The sequence below is a fragment of the Methylobacterium sp. AMS5 genome (assembly GCF_001542815.1).
In the GTDB taxonomy this organism is placed as follows: domain Bacteria; phylum Pseudomonadota; class Alphaproteobacteria; order Rhizobiales; family Beijerinckiaceae; genus Methylobacterium.
Map to the genome: position 1 here is coordinate 5,102,090 of NZ_CP006992.1, position 24,332 is coordinate 5,126,421.

Annotated in this window: 20 protein-coding genes; 5 read left to right on the plus strand and 15 right to left on the minus strand. The window is 70.4% G+C overall.

Features of this window, described 5'->3' with window-relative positions; translation table 11 throughout:
* Positions 1-22: 22 nt before the first annotated feature.
* The 12 genes from Y590_RS22730 to Y590_RS22785 all read right to left on the minus strand — a co-directional run bounded on the left by Y590_RS22730 (position 23) and on the right by Y590_RS22785 (position 13,947).
* Positions 23-2,071, minus strand: a complete 2,049-nt coding sequence (locus Y590_RS22730) for a right-handed parallel beta-helix repeat-containing protein (RefSeq protein WP_060771847.1) — start codon at positions 2,069-2,071, stop codon at positions 23-25.
* Positions 2,072-2,079: 8 nt separating this feature from the next.
* The gene (locus tag Y590_RS22735; RefSeq protein WP_286161809.1) at positions 2,080-4,185 is read right to left on the minus strand and encodes a GumC family protein; all 2,106 of its coding nucleotides are present in this window, start codon (positions 4,183-4,185) and stop codon (positions 2,080-2,082) included.
* A gap of 196 nt (positions 4,186-4,381) precedes the next feature.
* The gene (locus tag Y590_RS22740; RefSeq protein ID WP_060771849.1) at positions 4,382-5,752 is read right to left on the minus strand and encodes an O-antigen ligase family protein; all 1,371 of its coding nucleotides are present in this window, start codon (positions 5,750-5,752) and stop codon (positions 4,382-4,384) included.
* A 307-nt stretch (positions 5,753-6,059) separates the two neighbouring features.
* Positions 6,060-7,004 (minus strand): GNAT family N-acetyltransferase, encoded by a 945-nt coding sequence (locus Y590_RS22745; RefSeq protein WP_060771850.1) that lies wholly within the window; start codon positions 7,002-7,004, stop codon positions 6,060-6,062.
* Positions 7,005-7,278: 274 nt separating this feature from the next.
* Positions 7,279-8,025 carry an SDR family NAD(P)-dependent oxidoreductase gene (locus Y590_RS22750; protein ID WP_083530941.1) on the minus strand — a complete coding sequence of 249 codons (747 nt, stop codon included), beginning with the start codon at positions 8,023-8,025 and terminating at the stop codon, positions 7,279-7,281.
* Positions 8,022-9,383, minus strand: coding sequence for an ANL family adenylate-forming protein (locus Y590_RS22755; protein WP_060771851.1), 1,362 nt, complete (start codon positions 9,381-9,383; stop codon positions 8,022-8,024). Before Y590_RS22755 ends, Y590_RS22750 begins: the two co-directional genes overlap by 4 nt.
* A 5-nt stretch (positions 9,384-9,388) precedes the next feature.
* A complete protein-coding gene (locus Y590_RS22760) occupies positions 9,389-9,646 on the minus strand; it encodes a hypothetical protein (RefSeq protein ID WP_003604794.1) in 258 nt (85 codons plus the stop codon).
* Between the two features lie 11 nt (positions 9,647-9,657).
* Positions 9,658-10,602: an alpha/beta hydrolase gene (locus tag Y590_RS22765; RefSeq protein ID WP_060771852.1), complete on the minus strand. Its 945-nt coding sequence runs from the start codon at positions 10,600-10,602 to the stop codon at positions 9,658-9,660.
* 17 nt (positions 10,603-10,619) lie between these two features.
* A complete protein-coding gene (locus Y590_RS22770; protein ID WP_060771853.1) occupies positions 10,620-11,552 on the minus strand; it encodes an amino acid--[acyl-carrier-protein] ligase in 933 nt (310 codons plus the stop codon).
* Positions 11,553-11,685: 133 nt separating this feature from the next.
* On the minus strand, positions 11,686-12,888 hold the full coding sequence (locus tag Y590_RS22775) for an acyl-CoA dehydrogenase family protein (protein WP_060771854.1): 1,203 nt from the start codon (positions 12,886-12,888) through the stop codon (positions 11,686-11,688).
* A gap of 81 nt (positions 12,889-12,969) precedes the next feature.
* A complete protein-coding gene (locus Y590_RS22780) occupies positions 12,970-13,239 on the minus strand; it encodes a phosphopantetheine-binding protein (RefSeq protein WP_060771855.1) in 270 nt (89 codons plus the stop codon).
* Between the two features lie 132 nt (positions 13,240-13,371).
* Positions 13,372-13,947, minus strand: a complete 576-nt coding sequence (locus Y590_RS22785) for a flavin reductase family protein (protein WP_286161810.1) — start codon at positions 13,945-13,947, stop codon at positions 13,372-13,374.
* Positions 13,948-14,256: 309 nt separating this feature from the next.
* Between Y590_RS22785 and Y590_RS22790 the strand changes: the two genes are divergently transcribed.
* Positions 14,257-15,960: a thiamine pyrophosphate-binding protein gene (locus tag Y590_RS22790; protein WP_060771857.1), complete on the plus strand. Its 1,704-nt coding sequence runs from the start codon at positions 14,257-14,259 to the stop codon at positions 15,958-15,960.
* 292 nt (positions 15,961-16,252) lie between these two features.
* Positions 16,253-16,576 carry a hypothetical protein gene (locus Y590_RS26055; RefSeq protein ID WP_083530942.1) on the plus strand — a complete coding sequence of 108 codons (324 nt, stop codon included), beginning with the start codon at positions 16,253-16,255 and terminating at the stop codon, positions 16,574-16,576.
* Between the two features lie 44 nt (positions 16,577-16,620).
* On the opposite strand, the gene Y590_RS22800 is transcribed toward Y590_RS26055, so the two are convergent.
* Entirely contained in the window at positions 16,621-17,502 is an 882-nt protein-coding gene (locus Y590_RS22800) for a branched-chain amino acid aminotransferase (protein WP_060771859.1), read from the minus strand.
* A 174-nt stretch (positions 17,503-17,676) separates the two neighbouring features.
* On the minus strand, positions 17,677-18,111 hold the full coding sequence (locus Y590_RS22805; RefSeq protein ID WP_060771860.1) for a cupin domain-containing protein: 435 nt from the start codon (positions 18,109-18,111) through the stop codon (positions 17,677-17,679).
* A 493-nt stretch (positions 18,112-18,604) separates the two neighbouring features.
* Between Y590_RS22805 and Y590_RS22810 the strand changes: the two genes are divergently transcribed.
* From Y590_RS22810 to Y590_RS22820, 3 genes are read left to right on the plus strand one after another with little or no spacing between them, the layout of a single operon-like run.
* Positions 18,605-19,897, plus strand: coding sequence for an O-acetylhomoserine aminocarboxypropyltransferase/cysteine synthase family protein (locus tag Y590_RS22810; protein WP_060772421.1), 1,293 nt, complete (start codon positions 18,605-18,607; stop codon positions 19,895-19,897).
* A 34-nt stretch (positions 19,898-19,931) separates the two neighbouring features.
* Positions 19,932-20,927, plus strand: coding sequence for a homoserine O-succinyltransferase MetA (gene metA, locus Y590_RS22815; RefSeq protein ID WP_060771861.1), 996 nt, complete (start codon positions 19,932-19,934; stop codon positions 20,925-20,927).
* A gap of 11 nt (positions 20,928-20,938) precedes the next feature.
* Complete coding sequence (locus Y590_RS22820; RefSeq protein ID WP_060771862.1) at positions 20,939-22,771, plus strand: long-chain-acyl-CoA synthetase; 1,833 nt, start codon at positions 20,939-20,941, stop codon at positions 22,769-22,771.
* A 127-nt stretch (positions 22,772-22,898) separates the two neighbouring features.
* On the opposite strand, the gene Y590_RS22825 is transcribed toward Y590_RS22820, so the two are convergent.
* A complete protein-coding gene (locus Y590_RS22825) occupies positions 22,899-24,218 on the minus strand; it encodes a lipopolysaccharide biosynthesis protein (RefSeq protein WP_060771863.1) in 1,320 nt (439 codons plus the stop codon).
* Positions 24,219-24,332: the final 114 nt, after the last annotated feature.

Sequence of the window (24,332 nt, forward strand, 5' to 3'; positions counted from 1 at the left end):
TCGGTGCCGATTGGTCGACCTGTCAGCGCCGGGCGTCCGTGAACGGCGAGGCCGGTAGCCCGTCCCGCCGCATCTTCGACGGGTCGAGGCGAAGCGTGACGCCGCGCTTGGCGGTGAAGCGGGCAAGCGCATCGAGGTCGCCTGGATTCGGGACCGGGCCGTCGAGGCGGGTGTTGAACAGGATGATCTGCCGGCCCGCCTCCGCCTTGTCGGTGAGCGCGAGATCGTCGCTGCCGATGCTCACGTTGTCGACGATCTGGTTGTTGCGCGCCACGCCCGGCTCGTCGTTGAGCGCCTCCGCGAGCTTCGGGTAGCGCATCCGCCAGGGCGGGGCGTCGAGCGGCATCGCGGCGAAGGCGGCTCGGAATTCCGAATCCGCCTCGGTCAGGGACGGCTTCATCCACGTCAGCCCCCGCGCGTCGAGGGCGACCATCGGGCTCGAAGCGACGAAGACGTTGCGGGTGATCGTGTTGTCGCTGCCGCCGCCGATGAAGACCGGCTGCTGCACATCGACGAACAGGTTGCGGCGGATGGTGAAGCCGCTCGCCATATCGTCGAGATAGATGCCCTTCACCTCCATGCCCGGCACGGTGCGGATGTCGTGGATGTAATTGTCCTCGATGATCGAGCCGCGGGCCGTGAAATCGCGTCCGGCATAGATCGCGCCGGTATCGCTCAGGCCGTGGATCAGGCGGGCCACCTCGTTGCCGCGAAACAGGTGGTCGTTGCCGCGCAGGTAGATGGCGTAGCCGATCGCGTCGGTCATGAGGTTTCCGCTCGCCTCCGCGCCGACGCCGTCGAGTTCGATCGCCGAACTCTGGGTCTGGCTCAGCCGCGAGAAGCGGGTGAAGCGGGTGTCGCGCACGAACAGCCCGCCCCGCTGAAGCGTGGCGCGGTCGCCGCCGACGAGGCGGACCGCGCTCGCGCCGATGTCGTGGACCGTGCTGCCGGAGACGCCGCCCCCGGTCACCCCCTCGAACACCGCTGCACGGCCCGCCGCCCAGGCCATTTCGCTCGCGCGGATCTCGATATCCTCTCCCCCTTGCACGACGACCAAGTCGCCGCGTGCGCGCTCCAGCCGAATCCGCTCGATGCGCAGGTGCCGCGCGCCATCGGCCCGGATCAGCGTCTCGGCGAGGCTGGCTTCGAGGCTGGCCGCGCCGGGAGACGGCCACGCCAGCAGCAGGCCGCTCTCGCGGTCGCGCCACCATTCACCGGGTTCATCGAGAGCACCGAGCGCGTGGACAAGTCGCATCCGCGCTCCCGCGCGGATGCCCTCGTAGGGCGGCTCCGCCAGTTCGAGCCGACGGCGCCGATCGACACCGGCGACCGGAAGCGTCTCCATCAGCCAATCCCAGCGCCAGAAGCCTTCGGCCCACATCTCCCGCTCCAGGGCCAGGTCGGGCAGGCGCGGCGCGTCCTCGGGGGTGAAGTCGAGGCCGCCCGGTGCGGCGGTGGCGACCGTCGCCCAGCCGGAATTCGGCCCGGCGTTCGGCCCAGGGTTGGGCCCAGGGTTGGGCCACTGCGCCGGTCGCAGGGCGCCGTCCGCATCGAAGATCTCGGTAACGCGCGGATGCGTCTCGCGTAAGCGCCGCGGCGCGCGGTAGGCGGGCTCCCGGCGCAAGGCCTCGGGCAGTTGGTAGGCGCGCACCGCGCCGCGGGCCGAGGCGGTTAGCCGCGCGCGCAGGCGCAACGGCAGCGATGCGGGCGCCAGGGGCACGCTGCCGACGAGCCGGCTCGATCCGTCGGCCGCCCCGCGCAGGATCAGGGGCGACCCGGCCGTGCCGGCATGGTCGGGGCCGATCCGGACGGGCACCGAGATCCGGTGCGTTCCGGGTTCCAGCTCGACGACGATCGCCCGCCCCTCCCCCTGACGGCGCAGCGCGGCGACGCGCGCGAGCGCCAGCGGCAGATCCGCGAAGCGGTTGTCGCGACGGGGGCCGAGGTCTCCGGTGGGCGCAACCCGCAGGACCAGCGGCGCTTTTTCCTCGCCGCCCCGAACCTCCGTGGTGAAGCCGAAGAGCGGCGATCCGACGAGGACGGCGGCGAGGAGCGCGGCTGCGCTCCGCATCGCGGGGCTCACCCCTCGGCCTCGGCGTCGGTCATGACGAGCTGCACCCGCGGGTCGCGGCCGAGGGCATCGAGCGCCCGCCGCAGCCGGGCGGTGCCGCTGCGGGTGGTGCTCGCCGTCAGCAGCAGGGCCGGGAAGCGCTGGTCCTGGGCGAGGCGCTCGGCGGCGATGTCGGTGCCGATCAGTCCGATATCGACGAAGACCGTGTCGAACGCGGTCGCCGCCGTCAGGACCGCGCCGGTATAGGCCGCCGTTCCGAGGCGCAGAGCCGCGTCGTCGAAGGGCAGGATCTTGACCCCGGTCGGCCCCTCGACCAGCGCGTCACCGAGCCCCGAATGCGTCCGCAGCACGTCGGCGGCGCCGCGCTTGGCCTTGCTCCGGAGATCGCGCGAGATCATCGCCTCCGGATCGGCATCGACGAGCAGCACCCGCTGGCCGTCGAGTGCGGCCGAAGCGGCGAGGCTGCGCGCCAATTCCGACTTGCCGCTCCGGTCGTCCGCCGAGGTGACGAGGACGATCGTCGGCCGCGTGGCGCCGAAGTCGCGCTGCAGACGGCTGCCGAGACGGGCCACGGCGACGTCGTAGGCGGTGTCGGCGCGCAGGGACTCGCTGCCCGCCTTGCTCCGCGTCCTGGTCGGCACCTTGGCCGGCAGGGCGGCGATCACGGGGAGCCCTGCGATCTGCTGAAGCCGGCGGCGCGAACCGATCCGCCCCGCGGCCGGCACGGCGAGCAGGGCGAGCGCGGCGCCGAGGCCGAGGCCCGCCGCCAGCGCCGCCGCGAAGATCACCGGGATCGGGGGGCCGAGCCGGCTCGCCGGCAGCGAGGCGGGCGAGATGACGCGCGAGGTCGAGGTGTCGAGGCGCTGCTGCTCCTGAAGCTCGCGGGCGCGGACGAGGAAGGCCTCGTAGATCGCGCGGCTCGCTTCGACCTGCCGCTCCAGTTCGCGCAGGCGCACGAAGCTCTTATCGACGGACAGAGCCTCCTTCTTGCGGCTCTCCAGGGTGGCGGCAAGCGAGGCCTCGTTGGACAGCGCCGACCGGTAGTCGTTGCGCGTGGCTGCCGCGATGCGGCGGATCTCGGCGTTGATGTCGTTGCGCAGGGTCTGCACCTGCAGCTCGCCGGTGCGCAGGGTGGGGTGACGGGGGCCGAGGTTGGACACCGTGTCGGCCCGGGCCGCCTCGACCTGAGCGAGCTGGGCGCGCAATTGCCCGATCGTCGTGGACTGGACGATCTCGGTCACCGAGTTGAGGTCGGCCCGCCCGTTGGCGACCGCCTCGATCTGGGCGAGGCGCCCGCGCAGCTCGCCGGCCCGGGCGCGCGCCGCGCCGAGCTGCTGGTTGAGCTGAGTCAGCGCCTGCTCGCTGACGAGCTGGCCGCGGGTGCCGACGAGATTGTTGGCGGCGCGGAACTTCTGCGCCTTGTCCTCGGCCTGGCGGAGGGCGTCCTGCAATTCGCCCAGGCGGCTCGACACCGCCTCACCGGCCTTGCGGGTCACCTGCGCCTGCGCCTGCGAGACGGTGGTGAGGTAGGTTTCGGCGATCGCCTGGGCGAGTTCGGCGGATTTCCGGCGCTCCTGGCTGGTGACGGCAAGCTCGACCACGAAGCTGCGCTCCAAGCGGCGCGCGGTCGCGCGATCGCGCAGGGTCCGCAGGGCGGTGAGCGTGTCGTCGGCAGGGCCGCCGGCGGTGACGAACAGAGAGGAGAGGCTGCTCTTGAGCGTATCCAGCAGCGAGGAGGGGCGGACGAATTCCGGGTCCTGATCGAGCTTGAACCGATTCACCACCTGCCGCAGCACGTCGTCGGAGATGAGGACGCGGATCTGGCTGTCGACGAGGAACAGGCTCGCATCGCTCGCCTGATCCGAGGGTGTCACGCCGTCCTTGACCACTTGGATGCCGCGCGGGTCGATCAGGATCTGCGTCACGGCGGGGTAGAGCGGCGGCACCAGGACGAGCCACGCCGCCGCCGCCGCCAGGAGCAGCACAGCCGGTGCCAGCACGAGCGCCCAGCGCGCACGCAGGGCCCGCCCAATCTCACGCGGGTCGAGGAACCAGGGTTCAGGCGTCACGTCCGGCTTGCCCGGCTCGGCGCCGACGAAGAATCGCGAAGGCATCCGCTCGATCATCGTCATAGCAAAACTCTCGAACAATACGCGCCTGCGGGTTCGGCCGACCTGCAGCAACCGATCCGGTCCGCCATCCCCGTCCCCGAGCGGTCATCCTGGGACGATCCTTCCCGTTTTGGGACAGTGGCCGCGGGCCGGAGGGTGGTTCGGGTCCGATGCTTCAAGATGTGCGCCAGGATGCGCATCACGCGGGCGCCGCGCGCGGGAGACCGAAGGGGGTCGCGCGCGGAACGAGGACGCCTGCGCCCGCCGGCTCGCGCCCGAGGGCCCCGATGCGGGCATAGGCCAGCAGCCCCACGAAGGTGAGGACGTTGATGTTCCAGTCCTGAAAGATGCCCGGCGTCGTCATGCCGTTGAAGAGCAGGAAGAACACGCAGGTGGCAACGAAGCGGCGTCCGGGACGGTCGAGCTTCATCCCCCAGCGCAGGGCCGTCCCCAGCACCATCGCGCAGAGGCCGAGCCCGATCAGCCCCGTCCCGGCCCAGGCGCTCAGCAGCATGTTGTGCGAGCTGGAGATGAACACGGCGTCCCGCGACGACGTCTCGGCCAAGGCCGTGACGGGAATGAGGAGCTGGATGAAGCGGTCTCCCGCAGCGTAGCCGGCACCGACGAAGCGGTCCTTCGTCGCCTCGATGAAGACCGGCCAGAAGGTGCCGCGCCCCGTGGCGTCGGCCAGCTCCTCCGGGGGCTTCTGCAGCACCACCGAGACCACGTCGAGCAGGGCCGGGAAGGCGGACAGGCCGAGCATCAGCACCACGAACAGGATCAGGCAGACGGTGAAGGCCGTGTAGCCGAGGAGGCGCAGCCGGCGGTGGCGCGACGCCACCATCATGCCGGGGGCTGCCGCCACGAGCGAGGCGGTGCTCGCGGCCGAGCCGGCGATGACGAAGCCGACGAAGGCGAGCAGGAGGTGGGCGCGCCGATGCGGGATGCGGTCGTCGAAGATGACGAGGAAGGCGTGCGCGGCGCAGAGATAGGGCATCAGGTTGTGCTTGGCCGACGAGAACACGACCCCATGCGCGACATTGTCGAGGATGATCGGCGTCGTGGCGACCAGCCACGCGACGGTGAACAGCGCGAAGAGATTGGCGAGCCGCCGCTCGATATCGCTGCGGTCGAAGATCAGGATCGAGGTGAGCGTGAAGATCGCCAGTTCCACTGTCCGATAGACGGTGTAGCTCGGCACGATCGACCACGCGGTGCTGAGGCCGTTCACGAGGATCATCAGGGTGAACGGCAGGTACGGCATCGAGAACGCCACCAGCAAAACGCGCCGGTCCACCGCGATCCGCGCCATGAGATAGAGCCCGGTCAGCCCGGTCATGACGATGAGCGCGAGGTTGGAGGCCGTCAGCCCCTGCTCCAGCACCGCGTTGCCGTCCTCCCGCGGGACGTTGAAGACCAGCGGCAGCAGCGCGAAGATCGTCATCAGGGCGAACGGGACTGCCAGCGGACCGTTCAGCGGCCCCATCCGGGTCTCGAGTCTGTGGCGCGCCAGCGGGTAGAGCAGCACGAACCAGACGGCCACCGCGACGACCAAGAGGAAGTTCAGCATTCCGGCGGTTCCATGGAACGGCGTCTCAGTCTGGGCCGGGTGTCGAGAAAGCCGATCTCGTGCCCCGTCGATCCCGTGCGGGCCAACACTCTGTGAAGTCTTGGTTTATGGCGGCTTTCAGGCTGTGAGGCGTGTGCGCGACGCCATGACCACTCGGACCGTCGGCTTACGCCGAGCGCATTCCGGCGAAGTGGTCACCGGATCGCCGCGTTGGGGCTCGCGACGACATCGACCGAAAAACCGCATCGATCCCTATTTCGACGGGGTCCCGGTTCGAAACGGCGGCCGCTTCGGCGTAAGAGCGCCCTCAGGCACCGAACAGGACGACCTCGGTATAGCTGAGGTCTCCGGTGGCTGGCGGGTTCGGGCCGCGGGCGTATTTCGGGGCGCGGCCCTCGAAGAAGTGTCCGGCCAGGCCCGGCAGCTTGCCCACGGCATCGAGCACGAACCACGGCATGGCGTGGTGCAGCATGAGATGCCGGCCAATCGCGCCGAGGAAGGCGGACAGGTCGAGCGCGGTCGAACGGTAGACGAGCTGAAGGCAGGGCAGGCGCGGCCACCGGGTTTCCCCCGGCCGCAGCTTGATGGCGCGCCGCTGGAAGAGGACGGCCCACGCCTTCTCCCCATCCGAACAGACGAGGCCGATGCAGCCATAGGCGATGTGGTCGGCCACCAGCCGGGCCTCCGGCTCCGGCAGCAGGCGCAGGGTCTCCGGCGTGGCCACGCGGACGCGGCGCCCCCGGCCGAGACCGGCGAGCAGCGGCATGACGAGCATCTGGCCCGAACAGACCGGCTTGAAACCGCGCGCCTTGTGCATCTGCCACGTCTGCGGAGCGGGCGAGACATTGGTGTAGGTGACCCGCCGGTCGCGCATGGCGAAGCCGTCGAGCAGGGTGCCCAGCGCGCGGAATTCCGGCAGAACGAACCAGCTCGAGAGGTTGCAGCGCAGATGCGTGCCGGCCTCGTCCGTCACCGTGCGGTAGAGAGCGAGCAGGACGCCGACGATGGCACCGTCCCGTTCCAGCACATAGCCGTAGCGCGGCACGTCGTCGGGCAGCGGCTGGGTGCGGTGCCGGTCGAGCCCGGTCCGCCAGTAGGTTTCGGAGCGATCGGGGAAGCCGACCTGTAACAGTCGCACCACGGATGGAAGGTCATCCTCCTCGATGGTGCGGCAGCGGACCTTGACCCGCGCGCTGCGGGCGCCCTCCTCCGCGAGTGGGACGCCGTCCACGGTCTGGTTCACCCCAATCATCGGCGGCCCCCTCCGGCTCGTCGCGCTGTCCGGCACCCATGTTCCTTCCACGGCTCCGCGCGATCGAACCGTGAGCAAGGTGCGCTTTCGTCCCGCTTGGAGACGCGCGCGAAACTGAGCGAAATCGATGCCAGCCGGCTGATGCCGTTTCGGGACTGCCGGTCTTGTTGACTAGTCTGATATAGACAATAATTTTCGACCACGCTATTCGGGCTCTATTGATTTTCCGTGATTAGTCGTGGAGTCAAAGCTCGGATCGGGTCGCCGGCCGGATTCAGGCCGTGCTGCCGGCGTCGATGGTGAGCACCGTGCCGGTGACGTTGCGGGCGCGGTCCGACATCAGGTAGGCGACGGCGTCGGCCACGTCCTGCGGCTCGGCCAGTCGCTTGAGGGCGCTGCGGTTGGCCACGCGCCCGCGCTCCGCCTCGTCCATCTCGCCGGTCATCGCCGTCTCGATGAAGCCGGGCGCCACCGCATTCACCGTCACGCCCAACCGCCCGACCTCGCGGGCGAGCGACTTGGTGAAGCCGATCATCGAGGCCTTGGTCGCGGCGTAGACCGACAGGGCGTTGTAGCCGGTGAAGGCGATGATCGAGCTGACATTGACGATGCGGCCGGCGCCGGCCGTCATCATCCCGCGGGCGAGATACTTGGTCAGCACCATCGGCGCGAGGGTGTTGAGGTGGACGAGTTCGGCGATTTTCGAGACCGGCATCGTCGTCAGCAGGCCGGGCGTGCCGAGCGCGGCGTTGTTGACGAGGCCGTAGACCGGGCCGTGCTCGCCCCGGATTCTTTGGGCGAGAGCCTGGAGCGCGTCGATCTCGCCGAGATCGGCGGCCATGAAGGCGATCCGGCCGGGGCCGGCCCGCTCCTGGGCTGCCTCCAGCGCCTCGCTCGGGCGCCGGGCCACTGCCACCACGCGGAACCCGTCGGCGGCGAGGGTTTCGGCCATGGCGAGGCCCAGCCCGCGGCTCGCGCCCGTGACGACGACGAGGCGTCCGGTCTTGAGATCGCCGTTCACGCGCCCCTCCGCACCAGCTTGCCGCCCGACGTGATCGGCAGCGCATCCACGAACTTCACGCTCGCCGGCACCTTGTGTCCGGCCAAGCGCGGGCGACAATGGGCGATGATCGCCTTCTTCAGCGCTGCCTGATCCGCGTCGGCGTCGGCACGCAGCACCACCTCCGCCTCGACCACTGCGCCGAGGATCGGGTTGGGCCGGGCCCGCACGCGGGACATCGAGACGCCGGGGAAGACGTTGATGACGGTCTCGACCTCCTCCGGCTGCACCTTGGCGCCGCCGACATTGATCACGCCGCTGCGCCGGCCGAGGAAGTGGTAGCGCTCGCCCCTTCGTTCCACGAGGTCGCCGGTGTCGATGAAGCCGTCCTCGGCGATCAGCGCCTCGGGCGCCGCGCCGAGATAGCGGCGCCCGGTGCGACCGGAGCGCACGAACAGGCTGTCCGCGCGCACGGTGATCTCGATCCCGGCGCGGGTGCCGATCAGCGCGGCCGGAAAGCCCGCCTGCCCGTCCTCGACGGCAAAGCCGACGCCGCCCTCGGTCGAGGCGTAGGCGTGGGCGATGCGCGCCTCGGGGAAGGCGTCGCGGAGCGCATCGAGGATGTTCTGGTCGGCGATCTCGCCCGAGAGCCGCACGTAGCGGGGGCTCAGCCGGTCGAGCGCAGCGCTCATCAGCGCGAGGCGCCAGTGCGAGGGCGTGCCGAGGATGTGGGTGACGCCCGCCGTGCCGACGCGGACGAGATAATCCCGCACCGGCTCGCCCGCATCGGACAACACGAGCGAGGACGGCCCGAGCATCGCCCGCAAGAACACTTGGAGGCCGCCGTAGCGGCGGATGTCGTAGAAGGTGCTCCACACCGTGCCGGGCTCCGGCGCCGCGGCTGTGTTGATGCCGCCGGCGAGGCCTTCGAGGGTATGGGCGACGAGCTTCGGCGCGCCGGTGGTGCCGGAGGTGGCCAGGGCCCACTCCGTCTCGCGCGGCGTCTCCGCGCGGGCGCGGCAGGCGTGGTCCACTTCGATGCGGGGCAGGCCCGGCAGCGCGTCGGGGGTAAGACCCTCGGCATCGGTGACGCAGATTTCCGCCTCCGAATCCGATGCGATCCGGGCGATGTGCTCCGGCGCGAGCTTCGGGGGGACGAGGGCGAGCCGGGCCGCGAGGCCGTCGAGCGCGATCATGGCACGCGCCGCCGCCATCTGCCCGCCGACGGCGAGCAGCACCCGGCGGCCGGCCAGCGCCGCGGTCGCGCCGGCGTCGCGCTCGCCGGAGACGATCCCGGCGAGATCTTTTTTGCTGCGGTGGTCGGACAGGAACAGGCCCTCGAGTCCGCCCGCCGCCAGAAGTCTCTCGCGCAGGATCATCGGGGTCAGGCCGCCTGCCGGGCCGCGGCGCGGTCGTAGAGGGCGACGAGGTCGCCGACCGTCACCGGCAGGTCGGAGGCATCCATCTCGCCGAACGGGTCGGCGCCGGTGAGATCCTCCATCCGCGCGACGAGGAGCGCGAAACAGAGCGAGTCGAACTCGGTGTCGAGCATCACGAGGTCGTCGGTGATCGGCGGCATCGCCTTCTCCTGCTCGGCCGCGATGGCGGCAATCTCGGCGAAGACGGTCTCACGCAGGGACATGGGGGCTCTCCTCAAGGATGGGTTGGGCAACGGGTGGGGTAGGGCGCGCCGCGGAGGCACGCGCCGAAGTCGCGGGCGATCTCGGACAGGATCGGCCGGCCGCGCGGCACCAGCCGCCCGAGGCCGTAGAAGAAATGGATCATGCCGGCGTGGGACGTGTGGACGGCTTCGACGCCCGCCCGCTCCAGGCGCGCGGCATAGGCCGCGCCCTCGTCGCGGACGGGGTCGTATTCCGCCGTGTGGATGCGGGCCGGCGGCAGGCCGGTCAGATCCGCCTCGCGCAGGGGCGAGAGCCGGGGCGACGGCGCGGCGGCGGCGGGGCCGCAGGCCTCGAGGTCGCGCCGGATCGTCGCCTCGTCGAGGAAGTAGCCGCGGGCGAAATCGCGGCGCGAGGGGTCGCTGCCGTGCACGTCGAGCACCGGGCAGATCAGGAGCTGCGCCCGGATCGGGCCGCCGCGCCGCTCCTGGCAGACCCGTGCCGCGAGCCCGGCCCCGGCGGAATCGCCGCCGATCCCGAGCCGGGCCGGGTCGATCCCGAGCGTATCCGCCTGTGTGGCGACCCCATCCATCGCCGCCAGCGCGTCGTCGAGGGCGGCCGGGAACGGGTGTTCTGGCGCAAGCCGGTAGTCGACCGAGACGACGCGCAGGGCGCCGGCCTTGGCCAGCACCCGGCAGATCCCGTCATGGGTGTCGAGGCCGCCGGTCACGAGGCCGCCGCCGTGCAGATAGACGACGCCGGGCCCGCCTTCGCTGCCCTCCGGCGCGTAGAGCCGCGCGGAGAGCGGCCCGGCCGGACCGGGCAGGACGAGATCGCGGGTCGCGACGCCCTCGGCGCTCAGCCCGGCGAGGCGAGCGAGCCCGCGCATCCCCTCCCGGCGGGCGTCGAGGGTGATGCCGTCCGCGCTTCCAAGCGCCATCATGTCGAGGAAGCGGCTGACATGCGGATCGAGCGGCATCGGACGGTGCCTTAACGTCAGAACTTCAGCGCCGCGCGGACCGAGGCCGGCCACGCGTCGATGCCGGCGCCGTGGGTGGCGAACAGGGCCACCGCGAGGCGGTCCATGCCGAAGGCGACGCAGCCGGTATGGGCGGGCTCGCCGTCCTCCAGGTTGAGGCCCCAGGTCGTCCCGAAATGCTCGCGGTGATAGTTGAAGCTCATGCAGGCCGTGCCGGCGGCCGCACCGCGCAGCGGGATCAGCAACTCGAACTTCAAGGCCTGTTCGAGCTGGCTGAAGGCCATGATCTGGCCGAGCCGACCGAAGAACGGGTCGCTGGCGGTCTCGACCGTGTAGGGGAGCCCGAGTTCGTCGGCCATGGCGGTGGCGGTCGCGATCCAGCTCTCGCGGAAGGCGACGATCTGCTCCGGCGTGCCGATGCGGACGTATTCGCGCATCCGGAAGGATTGCAGCCGGTCGAGATGGCGCGAGGGCTCGCGGCGGAAGCAGTCGCAGGCGACGTCGAAGCGGTAGCCGGTGGCCGGCACCGCGCCGCGGGCGGCGGCGATCGGATAGACGGGATAGCAGGCGGCCGGGGTCAGAACGAGGTCGGCGGTCTCGAGGCCGGTGGTCCAGTCGCCGCCCTCCAGATGCTTGTCGGCCGAAGCGCGGATCTCCGTCTCGGTGCCTTCCAGGCAGGAGACGCAGCCCAGGAGGTTGGGGAAGCTCTTGAGGTAGCCGTGCCGCTCCAGATGCGCCCGGCTCATCACCGGCGGGAAGCGGAAGACCTCCGTGTCGGCCTCGCGCCGTGCCGAGATGAAGGCGGCCAGCGCCTCGACCACCGACTCGTAGGCGCCGGTGCGGGCGTAGACGCCCTGCGCATTCATCGGCTTGAACATCGCGTCGAACAGGGCGTCGAGCGGGTCGGTCGCGGGCGGGGAGGCCGGCGCGTTCATCACGGGCATGTTCATGGCGGGCAGTCCTTCGGCAAAGGGGGCAGAGGAGCCTGTGCTCCGCCTGTCGGGCGCGAAGAGCGCCCCGCGGAGCGGGCCTCGGCCAAGCCGAGGCGTCGAGGGCAGTGCGAGTCGGGATCGCCGGGCGGCCTCAGGCGCCGAGCGAGGCGGCGACCGGGGACATCAGCGTCGCGGTGGCGAGGTTGGCCATGATCCGGTCGTTGTGGATCATGATCGGCGCCGAGAGGATGTCGCGCAGCGCCCGGCCGATGCTGAACGCGCCGTCCTGGCGGTAGCCGGCTAGGCCGTTGGCGCGCAGCGCGCTCGACACGGTGGCGACGGCGAGTTCGGAGACCTCGACCTTGAGCATCGTCAGTGCGGTCTGCACGTCGAGGCCGGCGAGTGCTGCCGGATCGTCCTCGGCCCCCTCGAAGGTGTCGAGCGCCTGGGTGATCAGGGCGCGGGCCTGCTTCAGGCTGGAGACGGCGCGGGCATAGTGCAGCGCGCCGGGCGGGGCGACGCCGCCGGCGCCGCGCATCGCCGTACGGGTGAAGGCCTGGGCGCGGTCGACGGCGGAGGCCGCGATTCCGGCCCAGGCGCTCGACCAGAGGATGTGCGAGACCGGCGTCATGGTCCGGTTGTGGATGTCGCTGTAGCGGGCGGCGAGAACCTGCTCGGGGCGGCCGCGGGCGACGAGGCGGAAGCCGCTGCTGCAGGTGCCGCGCATGCCGAGCGTCTCCCAGCCGCTCAGGCGCTCCAGGGTGTAGTCCTCGCGCAGGAAGACGCAGAGCACCTGGTCGGAGGGGCCGGCCTCGGCCGAGCGGCGGGCGACGGTGACGACGCCGTCGGCCTGCGCGCCGTAGGAGATCACGGTCGCCGCCCGCTCCAGTGTGACGGCGTCGCCGTCGGCCTCGATCGCGGCGGACGAGGAGCGGACATTGCCGCCGCCCTGGCCCTCGGTGGTCGAGGAGGCCATCAGGAGCTGTTCGTCGGCGATGCGGCGCAGCAAGCCGTCCTGCCAGGGCTCGCCGCGGCCATGCCGGATCAGGCAGGCCATCTTGGTCTGGTGCATGGCGAAGATCATCGCCGAGGAGGCGCAGGCGCGGCCCAGCACGTAGCAGATTTCGGCCAGCATCCGGACCGAGGCGCCCTCCCCGCCGAGCTCGATCGGCACGGCCGCACCGAGCAGGCGCTGCGAGCGGAAGGCGGCGACGGCCTCCTCGGGGAAGCGCCCGTCGCGATCCACCGCGTCCGCGTGGGTGGCGGCGATCGCGGCGGCGGCGCTCGCGCGGGTCAGGAGGTCGGCGGCATCGTCGGCGCGGCCGTCCGGCCGGGTCGTGGGCTGCATCGTCATGGCTGGGCTCCGTTGGACTGAAGCCGGCCGGGCCGGCGGCACGTCAGAGATGTTCGCGAGGGGCAGCAGCGTCCGGGACGCTCAGGCGCCCGGGCCGCGCACGCTCTCGACCATCCGGGCGATGGTCTCGATCGAGTAGAAGTTCTTCGGCGTCAGGCTCGCCGGCGGGATCATGATGTCGAACTCCGCCTCGACCGCGACCATCAGGTTGACGAGATCGAGCGACGAGAGCCCGACATCGACCAGGGCGTCCGCTCGATCGAATTCCGGCTTGATCGCGTGGCGGGCGGCGATCGCGTAGGCGAGGCCCATGGTGCGATCCGCGATATTGGCCGTCACTGCTTGCGACATTGTCCTTTTCCCTTTGGCCTGTGCCGACTGGATTGTTCTGCGACCAATTCGAATTCAATACAACATGGATTGCGTAGATATTATTGTTGATCATGCGTGGGAAGTGTTTCTTGATATTAAGTACGTTGCTGGTTAATCGGTCTTGTGGTCGACCGCGCCCCGAATGCGGCCGGTGCCGCGTGCTGCCTGATCCGGTGAGATCCCGATGAAGCGCCCGCCGCCATAGGCCAGGGAGGGCCGCTCCATCGGGTTCAGCCGCACCTCGCGGACCGCGCCCAGCAGGATGGCGTGGCTATGCCGCTCGATGACCTCCTCCAGCGCGCAATCGACGATGGCCTGCGCCTCGGTGAGGCCGGAGGCGCCCGATTCCATGATCGTCCAATCCGCGCCGCGATAGCGGGCGGCGCCCCGCAGCCCGCCGATCCCGGCGAAACGCTCGGCGGTCGCCTGCTGCCCGGCCCCGAGGATGCTGACGCAGAAATGCCGACGCCGGGCGATGACCGGCCAGGTCGAGGAGTTGCGGTTGACGCAGACCAGCATGGTCGGCGGATCGACGGAGAGGGAGACTGCCGAGGTCGCGGTGAGCCCGACCCGGTCCTCGCCGGTTCCGGCGGTGATCACGACGACCCCGCCGACGAGGCGGCGCATCGCCTGCTTGAGGAGCCCCCCGTCGATGGCGGGTTCCGGCGCCCGTGCGGCAGCGGCCATCACGCCCCCCATCCGCCGAGCGAGCCGGCCGAGGTGCAGAGTGTCGATGATCTCCGGTGCGCAAGCATGGTTCGCAATCCGTTCGTCGATCTGAAATGGGACCTTGTGAAACCCGGCCGTTCCGCACCGGTCGAAACCGGACGTTATCGGTTCATTGCTATGGCGTTGCCTGTCCTTGCGGCTCGTCTGTGCAAGTCCAGGGCCCGGCTGGACGGGCCGGAAACTGTTCAGTTCCGGCACGAACCGCAGGATGCGCCGAGGGACGGTCCCGAACCGGGACGCGTCCTGCCGTCAAGCGAGATCGAAGCGATGTCCCAGAGCCCAGACGCCGCCCTCCCCACCCGAAGCCGCGGGCGGAACGCCGCCCAGGCGCTCGTGGATCAGCTCGTGGCCAACGGCGTCACCCACGTCTTCGCGGTGCCGGGCGAGAGTTACCTGCCGGTGCTCGATGCGCTCTACGAATCGGGCATCGCGCTCACCGTCTGCCGCCAGGAGGGCGGCGCGGCGATGATGGCGGAGGCCCACGGCAAGGCGACGGGGCGGCCCGGCATCTGCTTCGTCACCCGCGGTCCCGGCGCCACCAACGCCTCGGCCGGCATCCACATCGCCCAGCAGGATTCGACGCCGATGATCCTGTTCGTCGGCCAGATCGAGCGGGGTCTGCGCGACCGCGAGGCGTGGCAGGAGGTCGATTACCGCGCCGCCTTCGGTCCGATCGCGAAATGGGCCACCGAGATCGAGACCGGCGCGCGGATGCCGGAATACGTCGCGCGCGCCTTCCACACCGCCACCGGCGGGCGGCCGGGCCCGGTGGTGATGGCGCTGCCGAAGGACATGCTGAAGGACGCCGCCGAGGGGCCGCTGGCTCCGCCCTTCGCCGCCATCGAGGCCGCACCCGGCACGGAGGATCTGGAGCGCCTCGCCGCCCTGCTGGCGGAGGCCAAAAATCCCTTCCTGGTGCTCGGCGGCAGCCGCTGGACCGAGCAGGCCTATGCCGACATCCGCCGCTTTGTCGAAACCTTCGATCTGCCGGTGGCCACGAGCTACCGCCGCCTGCCGCTGTTCGACCCGCTGCACCCGAACTACGCGGGCGATCTCGGGCTTGCCGCCAACCCGAAGCTGGTGGCGCGGGCCAAGGCCGCCGACCTGATGATCGTACTGGGTGGCCGCCTCGGCGAAGTGGCGAGCCAGACCTATTCGCTCCTCGACATCCCGGCACCCCGCACCCGGCTCGTCCACATCCATCCCGGAGCGGAGGAACTCGGCCGGGTCTACGTTCCGCATCTCGGCATCACCGCCGCGCCGGCCCGGATGGCGGCGGCTCTGGCGCGGCTCGATGCGCCGGCCTCCGTTCCGTGGGCGGCCGAGACCCGTGCGGCCCATGACGAATATCTGGCGTGGTCGCAGACCCCGACGCCGCAGCCCGGCCCGGTCAATCTCGGGCAGGTGATGGTGCATTTGCGCGAGGCGCTGCCGGAGGATGCGATCCTGTGCAACGGCGCGGGCAACTACGCCGCCTGGATCCACCGCTTCTACCGCTTCCGCCGCCTTGCCACCCACTTGGCGCCGACCTCCGGCTCGATGGGCTACGGCGTGCCGGCGGCTGTGGCGATGAAGCGGGTCTTTCCCGACCGCACGGTGATCTCGGTCAACGGCGACGGCGACTTCCTGATGAACGGCCAGGAATTCGCGACCGCCGTGCAGTACGGCCTGAACATCGTCTGCATCGTCGCCGACAATGCGAGCTACGGCACGATCCGTATGCATCAGGAGCGCGATTTTCCGGGCCGTGTTCTCGCCACCGATCTCGTGAACCCGGATTTTGCCGCCTACGCCCGCGCTTTCGGCGGTGCCGGCTTCACCGTGGAACGGACCGAGGATTTCCCGGCGGCGTTGGAGGAGGCCTTGGCGGCGCAGCGCCCGGCGATCATCCACGTCAAGTTTTCCGTCGATGCGATCACGCCGGGCATGAGTCTCACGGCGATCCGCGAGAAGGCGCTGGCGGGCAATTGAAAAAAGGGACTATCTTCGTATCGGGGACGGTTTTGGCAGATTCATTTCCCACGTAGGGGGCACGAGGGTTCGGGCGGTGGGTTTTGTGGTTTGAAATCCGACTTCGGATGCCCGGTCGCGTGGTCTGAAGCGGGTGCGGTGAGTGCCCGCCGGGGGGCGCCTGGAATATCGAAGCCGCTCCCAAGACCGTTCGGGCGAGGTATGCGAGACTCAAGCACGGCCGTTCGGCCCCGGCCGCGAACTAAAATTCGTTTCGTCGCGTTCCTAGCGGCTGATGAGGAGACGACCCGACATGAAGGCGATCTATGCAGTGGCGGCCGTGGGCCTGGGCTTGATGGGTTCCATCGCCTCAGTCTCGGCCCAGCCTTATGGCAGCCGTGACTATGGCTACGAAGAACGCGGCCGAGGCTATGGTGGCCGCGGTGGCGAGTACGAGGAGCGCGGCCGTGGCTATGGAGACCGTGGCTATGGCCGGCGTGATTACGGCTTCGATGAGCGCGAGTATCTGCGCTGCAATCCCGACGTGCTCCGCGCGGTCAGGCGGGGCCAGATGGAATCCGGAGCCGTGCACTACCAGACCTTCGGTCGCCGTGAGCGCAGACGTCTGAGCTGCTGACCGGGATTAGCCTGTGGCGGCTGCAAGGCTTGAACTTTGTACCGCTACGACAAACGCCCGTGCGCGAAATCCCAGTAAAGCTGGCGTGCGAGGCGAAACACCGGCCCTGGCTCGAAACGCACATCATCGAGCCCGGTGACCGGGGCGACCTTGGCGAAGTTGCCGGCGGTGAAGACCTCGTCGGCGCTCAAGAAGTCTTCGTAGCGCAGCGTCTTCTCCACCACCGTGACGCCGGCCCCGCGCAGCAGTGTGAGAACGCGGGCGCGGGTGATGCCGGCGAGGAACGTCCCGTTCGGGACCGGCGTGTAGACCACCCCGTCCCGGACGAAGAACGCATTGGCGTTGGCGAATTCGGCGACGTTGCCGAGCCCGTCGAGCATCAGGCAATTGCCGAAGCCGCGCGACAGCGCCTCGGTCAGCGCCCGCGCCCCATTGGGGTAGAGGCAGCCCGCCTTGGCATCGACGGGGGCGACCTCGATCGACGGGCGGCGGAAGGGCGAGAGCGTCGCCTTGACGCCTGACGGCAGCGGCATCGGCGCCGTGTAGAGCGACAGGCACCAGTTGGTCGAGGCGGGATCGAAGCGCACACCGCCGGCGAAGCCGCTCTCGGCCCAGTACATCGGCCGGATGTAGAGTTCGGCGTCGGCCGAAAAGCGCGTCAGCCCCGCGGCGACGAGGCAGGCCCATTCCTCGACCGCGACCTTCGGCGTGAGCCCGAGGGCCGTGGCCGAGCGGTTGACCCGGGCGAGGTGCAGGTCGAGGTCGGGCGTGACGCCCTCGAAGGCGCGGGCGCCGTCGAACACCGTCGAGCCGAGCCACGCGCCGTGGGTGCGCGGTCCCATGATCCGGACGTTGCCGGGGTGCCACGCGCCCTCGAAGAAGGTCCAAGTGTCGGGGGGCGAGGTGTCGTGATCGGGAGTCGTCATCGCGGCCGAGCCTCCGGGATGTGCTGAACAGGCCATCGCTCGAAGAGCGATTGCACCGCCAGCCGGGCGCGAAGAGCGCCCCGTGGAGCGGGTTCGGGAGGACGCTCCGTCCTTCCGAATACAGAGCGAAACGAAAGCCGGGGTCGCGGAGGCGCCCCCCGGCGCTCGATACGATCAGGCGGCTTCGAGCTGTCCGCCGGAGCCGGAGCGACGGCTCAGCATCCGCCTGGCCTTGCCGGCGGCGCGTAGGGCGAGTGCCACGACCTTCGGCTGCGTCTTCCGGCAGAAGGCGACCTTCCGCACGTAGCTCTCGACATGCCAATGGCAGACCGCGCCGCGGGGGATGAACAGCACGTCGCCGGCCCGGAAGGTCTTGGCCGGGGAGAGGCCGTCGCTGATCGTGGCCGAGCCGTCGATGAAGTGGATCGTCTCGTCGATATCGTAGTGCCACTCGAACCGGCCGGCGGTGCAGTCCCAGACCATGGTCCAGGCCATGCCGTCGGCGCTGCGCGAGAGCATGGTGTTGCGGGCCACCGGCTGTCCCTCACGGATCCAGCTCGGCTCGATCGGCGCGGCGCGCAGCTCACCCGAGGTGACGGACGGAATCATCGCTGTGGTCGACACGGCATCCTCGCTGAAGCGCTCTCCGCCGAAGCGGGGCGCCGGCTCGGCGCACGAGAACGCGTTGATGACAAAGGGAGCGGGCGTTCGGGACCATTCCGGAAGCGCCGAGCTTATCGGAAATCACGGCTCCGATCGTAAGACAAGTCGATTGTGGGGTTATGACTAACGTGAGGTCCGGCGAAGACTGTCGAGTTTCAGCCTATCTGGCGTTGTACAAAGACTAGGGTCGATCTGGCACGCCTGCCCCGTTTCGAGACAGGGGCCACGCGACAGAGATGTGCCGGGAACGACGGAGCCGTGCGGCCGGCGCGGACGTGCGCGGGGCGATTTCCCCGTCATCGATGTCGTCAATCAAGACTTGTCGAAGGTCCGCGTCCACAAAGTCTCGCAAGCGATCATCCCGTTCCGGTACGGCAAAGTCTGGTCCAAGCCTTGCGCTCAAGGCCACAACTCCGCGGTTTCGGGACGGCTTCACGACATGCGCAGCGAAACGATCGCCCTTCATGCCGGCTTCGACCACGATCCGGCCACGCACGCGGTCGCTGTGCCGATCTATCAGAGCGTTGCCTATGCCTTCGACAGCGCCGACCACGGCGCTGCCCTGTTCAACCTGGAGGAAGAGGGGTTCCGCTACAGCCGGATCGCCAACCCCACCGTGGCGGTGCTGGAGCGGCGCGTGGCGGAACTGGAGGGCGGCCATTCGGCGCTCGCCGTCGCCTCGGGGCAGGCGGCGCTGCACTATGCCATCGCCACGCTGGCGGATCACGGCGGCAACATCGTCGCGGTGCCCCAGCTCTACGGCACGACGCACACGCTGCTCGCCCACGTCCTGCCGCGCCAGGGCATCACCTGCCGCTTCGCCGCGAGCGATCGGGCCGAGGATATCGCGGCGCTGATCGATGGCGAGACCCGCGCCGTCTACTGCGAGTCGATCGGCAACCCGGCCGGCAACATCTGCGATATCGCGGCGCTGGCGGCCGTGGCCCACGCCCACGGCGTGCCGCTCGTGGTCGACAACACCGTGCCGACCCCGATCCTGATGCGGCCGATCGATTACGGGGCCGACATCGTCATCGCCTCGCTCACCAAGTTCATGGGCGGCCACGGCACCACGCTCGGCGGCATCATCGTCGATTCCGGGCGCTTCGACTGGAAGGCGCAGGCTGACCGCTTCCCGATGTTCACGCGGCCGGACGTTTCCTATCACGGCCTCGTCTACGCCGACCATTTCGGTCCCGGCGCCTTCGCCGCACGGGCGCGCAGCGTCTACCAGCGCACCACCGGCGCCGTGCTGCCGGCGATGTCGGCCTTCCTGCTGCTGCAGGGCATCGAGACGGTGGCGCTGCGGGTCGAGCGCCATGTCGCGAATGCGCGAAAGGTCGCCGAGCACCTGCGGGCGCACCCCCAGATCGCCTGGGTGAACTATGCCGGGTTCGAGGACAGCCCGAACCATCCGATGGCGCGCAAATATCTGAAGGGCGAGGGCTCCTCGCTCCTGACCTTCGGCGTTGCGGGCGGATTCGAGGGCGGCAAGACGTTCTACGACGCGCTGAAGCTGGTGAAGCGCCTCGTCAACATCGGCGACGCCAAGTCGCTCGCCTGCCATCCGGCCTCGACCACGCACCGGCAGATGACCCCCGACGAGCAGCGGGTCGCGGGCGTGCTGCCGGAGACGATCCGGCTCAGCGTCGGCATCGAGCATATCGACGACATCCTCGAAGACCTCGACCAGGCGCTCGCCGCCGTGGCCCCCGCCGCACTTGCGGCCTGAACCCTTCCCCAACGCTTTTCGGAGGAGACCCGCCATGCTGGACCACGGCACCCCGATCCGATCCGTGAGCCTGTCCGCGGCGGAGCTGGATCTCGGTGCGCGCGGCGGCGTCGCGTGGCCCGAGCCGGCGCAGCCGAGGCTTCGCGTCGGCCTCCTCAACAACATGCCCGACAGCGCCCTGGTGCAGACGGAGCGGCAGTTCCGGCGCCTGATCGGCCCAGGGGTCGAGCTGCGTCTGTTCAGCCTCGATACGGTCCCGCGCGGTCCCCTCGCCCGCGCCCATCTCGAGCGCTTCTACGAGGCGCAAGAGGCGTTGGCCGAAGCCGGGCTCGATGCCCTCGTCGTCACCGGCGCCGAGCCGAAGGCCAAGCGTCTGGCCGACGAGCCCTTCTTCCCGGCGCTCGCGGCGGTGGTGGAGTGGGCGGATGCGAGCGGCGTCCCGACCCTGTTCTCGTGTCTGGCCGCGCATGCGGCCGTGCTGCACCTCGATGGCATCGAGCGCCGGCCTCTGCCGACCAAGCATTCCGGCGTCTATGCCTGCACGGCGGTCGCCCACCATCCGTTGCTCGCGGGATTGCCGCCGAGCGTGCCGGTGCCGCATTCGCGCTGGAACGACCTGCCCGAACAGGCGCTGACGGCCCGCGGCTACCGCGTTCTGCGGCGCTCCGAACAGGTCGGGGTCGATCTGTTCGTCCGTGAGCGCGGTGCCCCGATGGTCTTCCTTCAGGGCCATCCGGAATATGACGGCGATACGCTCGCCCGCGAGTACCGCCGGGACATCGGCCGCTTCCTCGATGGCGAGCGGGACCAAGCTCCGGCGCTGCCCGAGAATTACTACGCCGACGAGGCCGTCCTGCGTTTCGACGCCTTTGCCGCGGTGGCACGGGCCTATCGCTCGCCGGCCCTGCATGCCGACTTTCCGACCATGGCCGAGACCCCGCCCCGTCCGGCCGATTGGCAGGAGGCTGCCGCCGGTCTGTTCCGCAACTGGCTCGCGCTGGTCTCGGACCGCGTTGCGCTCGCCGCGTGAGAGCGCCCGCGATGGACCAGACTTTCGCCGCGGCGCCCTCCCCCGATCCGCTCGAGGGACGCCCGGAGCCGGACAGCGCGGCCCCGCCGCCCCGGCCCTCCTCCACGGCCGGCTGGCTCGGGGCCCTGGCCCGCACGGCGCGGATCGACGCGAGCCCGGAGCGCATCTTCCCCCTCGTGCTGGACGCCGTCGCCGCCGAACGTCCCCATGCGCCGGCCCTGATCGGCCGGGACGAGACCCTGAGCCATCGGGAACTCGCCGCCCGCCGCAACCGCTACGCCCGCTGGGCGCTGGCGCGCGGGCTCGCCAAGGGCGACACCGTCGCCCTCTTGATGCGGAACTGCCCGGATTATCTCGCGGTCTGGCTCGGGCTCACCCGCGTCGGCGTCTGCGTGGCGCTGCTCAACACCCACCTGCGCGGCGCCGGCCTCGCCCATTGCCTTGCGGTCGCCGCCCCCCGCCTCGTGATCGCTGCCGCCGACCTCGCCGACGGGCTGGACGGGGCCCTGCCCCATCTCGCCGAGCCGCCGGAGATTGTGTGGCAAGGGCCGGACGCAAGCAATTCGCTCGCCGCCGCCTCGGCGGATTTCGACGAGGCTGCGCTCGGGCCCGACGAGGTGCCCTCCGTCACGCTGCGCGATCCCGCGCTGCTGATCTACACCTCCGGCACGACCGGCCTGCCGAAGGCCGCGCGGGTGAGCCACCACCGGGTGATGATGTGGACCCATTGGTTCGCCGGGCTGATCGACCCGACGCCTGACGACCGCATGTACGATTGCCTGCCGCTCTACCACAGCGTCGGCGGCGTGGTGGCGCCGGGCTCGGTGCTGCTCGCCGGGGGCTCGGTGGTGATCCGCGAGAAATTTTCCGCCAGCCGGTTCTGGGCCGACGTGGCCGAGAGCGGGGCGACCCTGTTCCAGTATATCGGCGAGCTCTGCCGCTACCTCACGCTCGCCGCCCCCGACCCCGCCGAGGGTCGGCACCGCCTGCGGCTCTGCACCGGCAACGGGATGCGCGCGGACGTCTGGGAGGCGTTCCAGGCGCGCTTCGCGATCCCCCGCATCCTCGAATTCTACGCCGCGACCGAGGGCACGCTCTCGCTCTACAACGTCGAGGGCCGGGTCGGCGCCGTGGGGCGCGTGCCCGCCTTCATGGCCCGGCGCTCGCCGGCCCTGATCGTCCGCCACGACGTCGCCACGGGCCTGCCCGCCCGCGATGCGCGGGGGCGCTGCATCCCGGCCGAATGCGGCGAGGCCGGCGAATTGCTCGGCCGGCTCTCGGAGCGGGCGGAATACACGTTCGAGGGCTATACCAGCGCCGCGGAGAGTGCGTGCAAGGTGCTGCGCGACGTGATCGAACCCAATGATGCCTGGATGCGCACCGGCGACCTGATGCGCCGGGACGCGCAGGGCTTCTTCACCTTCGTCGACCGGATCGGCGACACCTTTCGCTGGAAGGGCGAGAACGTGGCCACCACCGAGGTCGCCGAGGCGCTCCACCGGGTCGCGGGCGTGCGTGAGGCCAACGTCTACGGCGTGTCCGTGCCGGGGGCGGAAGGCCGGGCGGGCATGGCAGCGCTCGCGGTCGGGCCGGATTTCGACCTCGCGCATCTGCACGCCGAGATGCAGACTCGGCTTCCGGCCTATGCCCGGCCGCTGTTCCTGCGCCTGAGCGACGAACTCGGTCACACCGAGACCTTCAAGCAGAAGAAGGCCGCGTTGGCCGAGGACGGCTTCGACCCCGCCCGGACCGACGACCCGCTCTACATCGACCGCGATGGCGCCTACCGTCGGATCAATGCGGCCCTCTACGCGGAGATCGCCGAGAGCAGGCTGCGGCTGTGACGCGCTGCTGCGCCCTCTCAATCCGGGTTTCGAACGGACAAGTCCTTTCGCGGGTCCAGGGCAGAGCCCCGGTGAAGGGAAGCCCCGGCGCCCCGCCAAAGGGATGATCCCTCTGGGATCGCGCATTTCAGGCCGGCTGAAGGCTGCCGAGCGTGCCCGACGGGGCCCGCAGGACGCGGCGTAGCAGCCCGGCGAGGACGAGGCAGACCAGCACTTCGCTCGTGATGGCCACGCCGAGCAGGCCCTCGACGCCGAACCCGCGCACCGCCGGGTAGACCAGGGCGAGGTTGACGGCCGCCGCCGCGGCCGTCGCGGCGAAGACCGCACCGGTCCGCTCCAGCGCGCGAAACGCGCAGATCTGCGCGAAGGACACGAGCGAGACCGGAAACAGCAGCGAGTACCACGCCACCACCCAGGCATAAGCCGCCATGTCCGGCCCGAACGCCGCCGCAAGCAGGCTTTTGCCGGTGAGCGCCAGCAGAGCCGTGAAGCTCAGGCCTCCGGCAAAGCCGATGGCGGCGGTGACGCCGATGACCGGCCGCAGACCGTGGAGGCCGCTTTGCGCCAGCGCCCGGCCCGCGATCGGCGGGACGATGTTCTCGAGGGCGTCGCGGATCAGGTTGAGAACCCCGAGGATGCTCTGCGCCGCGCGCAGCACGCCGATCAGCGTCACGCCGAGCAGGGCTCCGGCGACGAGCAGGCCGCCATAGCCGCTCAGCCACTGCATCAGCCCCGTGAGCACCAGCCAGCGGCCGGAATGCCATTGCCGCCGGCTCGCCGCGCCGAACTCGCCCGCCCGCCACGCCAGCGGACCCCGGAACGGGATCGCGCAGAGGCAGGACAGGGCGGCCGAGGCCGCGACGACCTCCAGGGCGCGGGTCGGCGAGAGCATCCCTGCCCGGCCGAGCAGGATCAGGCCGGCGAGCTTGATCCCCTGGTTGAGCGCATCGATCCCCAGAACGACCGGCGGCCGTCCGCGGGCGAACAGGTAGCGGCGGCAAAAGTCCTGGGCGAGGTGGGCGGCGCAGGCCGCGCCCGCCGCGAGCCCCAGCGCCCCGTCGCCGAAAGCCAGAGCGAGCCCGATCGCGACGGCCCCGCCGGCGAGCGTCAGGAAGGCGGCTTCGTGGACGAGGACGATGGCGTAATAGGCCGGCCGCGCCTCCTCGCCCAGGCCCGGCCCGATGCTGATCATCGGGCAGACGACGAGGCCGAGCTGCAGGCTGACGGTGAGCAGCACCGCGATCCAGGCGGTCGAGAACAGGCCGAAAGCCTCCAGGCCGAGCGCGTGCGCCAGCACGATGGTGGTGGCGAAGTTGCAGGCGCTCACCAGCGCCTGATCGGCCACCGAGAGCGCCGGTCCGGCCGCCCCTCGCGCAAGACCCCTTCGCCCGAGTACCGCGCGGCGGGCGCCGGCCAGGGCACGGAGGTCGCGCGGGAGGGCGGGCATGCTGTGTCCGGGTGAGGGCGAGGTGATGGAAGAGGCGGCCGGAAGGAGGCCTTGGCGACCCTAGACGAGGCGGGCGCACGCACCACGCGGACATCGGGAGAGGCGGCGGCGATT